4 protein-coding genes are annotated in these 3,410 nt (G+C 47.0%); 1 reads left to right on the top strand and 3 read right to left on the bottom strand.

Annotation, left to right across the window (positions count from 1 at the left end; all coding sequences use genetic code 11):
- The 3 genes from J0895_RS07695 to J0895_RS07685 all read right to left on the bottom strand — a co-directional run.
- Window positions 1–726, bottom strand: a 726-nt coding sequence (locus J0895_RS07695; protein ID WP_207087520.1) for an alpha/beta fold hydrolase, incomplete at its 3' end; no start/stop codon positions are given.
- A gap of 682 nt (window positions 727–1,408) precedes the next feature.
- Complete coding sequence (locus J0895_RS07690) at window positions 1,409–2,407, bottom strand: YihY/virulence factor BrkB family protein (RefSeq protein WP_242541134.1); 999 nt, start codon at window positions 2,405–2,407, stop codon at window positions 1,409–1,411.
- 59 nt (window positions 2,408–2,466) lie between these two features.
- Complete coding sequence (locus J0895_RS07685; protein WP_207087518.1) at window positions 2,467–2,613, bottom strand: hypothetical protein; 147 nt, start codon at window positions 2,611–2,613, stop codon at window positions 2,467–2,469.
- A 169-nt stretch (window positions 2,614–2,782) separates the two neighbouring features.
- On the opposite strand from J0895_RS07685, the gene J0895_RS07680 reads away from it, so the two are divergent.
- Window positions 2,783–3,313 (top strand): hypothetical protein, encoded by a 531-nt coding sequence (locus J0895_RS07680; protein ID WP_207087517.1) that lies wholly within the window; start codon window positions 2,783–2,785, stop codon window positions 3,311–3,313.
- Window positions 3,314–3,410 lie beyond the last annotated feature (97 nt).

The raw sequence follows: 3,410 nt of genomic DNA, 5'->3' as shown, positions 1-3,410 counted from the left end.
TTTGTAAGGCTTAATTTGCCATTCGGCACGATTAACACCCTGTTCGGGTTGGATGAATAGGGTAGGGGTACCCAGGGGTTCAGTTAATCCGTCCACGCGCAGAACATCATCAAAAATGCCATTTCGGGCGGCGATCGTCAACTTACTCCCCCACTCTCCATTCGGTTTTTCCTCAATCCCTTCTTGAAAAACCTGTTGTTGCAGGGGACTCCACCCGCTATACTGATCCAACTGCTGCGCCTGCATCTGTGCCGCTTCATAGCTGGGAAAGGGACCCATCATTTTCAGGCAAGCTAAAGTCCGATAGAGGATGGGAAAACTCAACTTCATGATTGATGGCATCTTGGTGATCAAGATGGGGTCCACCAAAATCATGCTGTTAAAGCGTTGGGGATGCTCTCTGGCCCAAATTGGCGCGATTTTCGCACTCCAAGAATGGGCCAAAACATGAGCCGATCGCCACCCAAGATGAGCTAATAACCCTTCGAGATCCCTGAGTACATCCGAGGTGGTATAACCCGTTAAAGGTTTACTGCTATAACCGTGACCTCGCATATCTGGTGCAATAATATGATAGCGATCGCTCAGGTATTCCCCTAAACTCGACCAAACCAGAGCATGGTCTCCCAATCCATGCAACAACAGTAACGGCTCTTTTCCCCGATTCCATTCCAGATAAGAAAGCTGGATATCCGGGAAATTCAGGGTTTGACGGGTGGGGATCATCGTTGGGGTAGATTTTAGATTTTAGACTTTAAGATTTTATATTTTCGGTAAAAAATTTTCAATTGAGGATTCTACGGATTTCCTAGGGGCGATCGCCACACCCCCCAATCTTATGGCAAATCAGAAAAGTTATGAGATCGCGTCCTTTTATCGCTTTGTGCCTAAAATCTGCTATAATTTCATACTACCGTTTGACATCAGATTAAACCTTTGAATCAAAAGCAGATCGTATTAGGGGTATTTGGGACCATTGCCGGTCTCACTCTAGCCCTCTGGATACTCAGAGGTCTCCGCATTTTGACCGGGATTTCCAGTGGTGTCCTATGGCTCTTAATTTTTCTGTCGATTACCTTCGGGGTCATTTATCGCCTACAAACCCCCAGACGCTATTAACTCTAGCTTATTTCTATCCTCACCCGTTCAATATCTACAACCTGAGTAAGCTGTTGAGCATTTAATTTGAGGAGACTAGCGAGCAAGATGTTTGTGCTGACGCACACGCTACGCGAACGCACTCCAAAATTTTCATCTTTTTCTAATATCCAATTTAGACAGGCAACAGCTTATCTTAATTTCGGTGTAATGACTTCAGTCGTTTTCTCATGTTTGTAGTCACGACTTCAGTCGTTCCCTTATTTCAAATTTACTAATAACCCCTTCTTTTCCCCTAAAGCAAAAAGTCTTATAGACCGATATTAGACTTTTTCTCCCGATAATAAATGGACCGATCGCGACGCATAGCTGCCCCAACCGTCACATTAAGTTGAGCACCCAAAAGGGTCACCAACGAACTTAAATAAAGCCATAACAGCAAAATAATAATGGTTCCAACGGCCCCATAAGTCCGGTTATAATTTCCAAAATGGGACACATAAAGCCGAAACAAACTGGAAATAATCGCCCATAAAACAGCCGCAATAAAAGCGCCGGGAACCAAAGGAGTATCCCGACGACGGTGGGAAGGACCAAACCGATAAATAAACGCAAAGGCAACCGAAACAATCAGTAACGTCAGGGGACGACTCCAAAAATGCCACACCTCCAACAATCGTCCTTCCAAAGGACAACTCGGTAGCGGTTGTAACAGACAGAAAAACCCTGATTCAAACAAACAATTTTGACCCGAATCGATTAAACAACTGCGACGGGCGAGTAACTGAATCACCCAGTCACTAATAAAAATCAGAAACGAAGCCACAATAAACAGAATAATGCTCCCGATCGCCAACCCGATCGCCACCAGTTTCGCCTTCCAAAAAGGCCGCCTTTGTTTATGGGGAATTTGATGAATTTGATCCAAAGCTGCCATTGCGGCACCCATCACCCCGGAAAAAACCCAAAGCGCCGCGACAAACCCCAAGGAAAACACTTCCTGATTACGACTTTGGAGAATTTCTCGAATTAACCCGCGAATCGTGTTCCAAACTTCAACGGGAATCACATCAGCTAGTTGATTAGCCAGATTAAATAAAGTGGCTTGTAAGACTTCAAATAGACCAATGGAAGCAACGACGGCGAGAATAGCGGGAAACAGAGATAACATGGCATGGTAGGCCATTTCTGCGGATAAACCCGTTAATCGCTGTTGACTGGCGCGATCGGCGACTTCGCGCAGGGTAGAAAATTTTAGATAGGAAAAAAACTGCAAAAACCGAACGAGGGGTTGCAAGGAGGGACCCATCCTCACTCCGATCCTTCTCAAGCGGGCGAGGAAACTTTGGAGAGATAGTTTGGGCAACTTCACGACGCTGTGGCTCCCTCTGTGTTAGATGACGCGGGTAAAATGCCATTCCGGACCCGCGATCGGGCTGAGTTGGGCGGATTGCTATAGGTGGGCGATCGCAAATCCCAGGGGATGGGAGTGGAAAAAACTAAACCTATACCCATCTTAATTTACACGCTATAAGCTTAACTAGAGTTTAATAGGACTGATGCAGATAAACCGGGACTCTCTGAAACTGGGTCGGTTTGTCATATTTAGGGAGTTCAGTAGAACCCTATAAACTGGGTTTTTCCTGCGGTAGTCCTGTTTAAAATTGATTGGGAGTAGTTGCCAATGTCGGAGAATGTCTCGCAGTGGTTGGAAGAAATTAGATCCCTGAAACAGGAAATCATCCGTGTGGAACAAGAACGGGATGCAGCGTTGGCGGGTGCCGATCGCTGGCGGGGACTTTACACGACGGAAGGGCAGCAACGGCGAACCCAGGTTGAACAGTTGACGGAGGCGATCGCCTCCCTGAAGGCTAAACTAGAACAGTTGCAAGCGGGACCCTCCTCTTTGCCTCGTGCCATTGCCCCCTCGGAACTGTTGCAAGAATTGGCCGGAATGGGACCGGATGAAGTGAAGGGAAAATTGATTGAAGCTTTAATGGAACGCGATCGCCTCGCCCAAGAATTGTCCCGGATGACGGAATGCCTGGAAGCGGAAAAAGCCAGTCATGAACAAACCCGCCAGAGTTTAACCAGCGCCCTCGGAGATACGGTGGAACTCCTGAAAAAAGCCCAGCCTGGAACGAAATCTGGACTCAATCTAGACTTAGCCCGTTTGGTCAGTGGTACCCCATTAAACCCCACCACAGAAGACTAATGTATTGAGGGGGTGCATCAGTTTAATGCACCCCCTTTCCCCAGGGTTTTAGAAGACCTTTGAGCCTCAAGAGGGTTTGGAGACCCTACCCCTACAT

Source organism: Phormidium pseudopriestleyi FRX01, from assembly GCF_017313335.1.
GTDB lineage: Bacteria > Cyanobacteriota > Cyanobacteriia > Cyanobacteriales > Laspinemataceae > Laspinema > Laspinema pseudopriestleyi.
The sequence above is the reverse complement of the archived record's forward strand: the minus strand, read 5'-3'. Positions and strand labels throughout refer to the sequence as shown.

Coding starts and splice junctions, on each gene's coding strand:
- J0895_RS07690 (WP_242541134.1), bottom strand. CDS start 2,407: ATGGGTCCCTCCTTGCAACCCCTCGTTCGGTTTTTGCAGTTTTTTTCC.
- J0895_RS07685 (WP_207087518.1), bottom strand. CDS start 2,613: ATGGGTATAGGTTTAGTTTTTTCCACTCCCATCCCCTGGGATTTGCGA.
- J0895_RS07680 (WP_207087517.1), top strand. CDS start 2,783: ATGTCGGAGAATGTCTCGCAGTGGTTGGAAGAAATTAGATCCCTGAAA.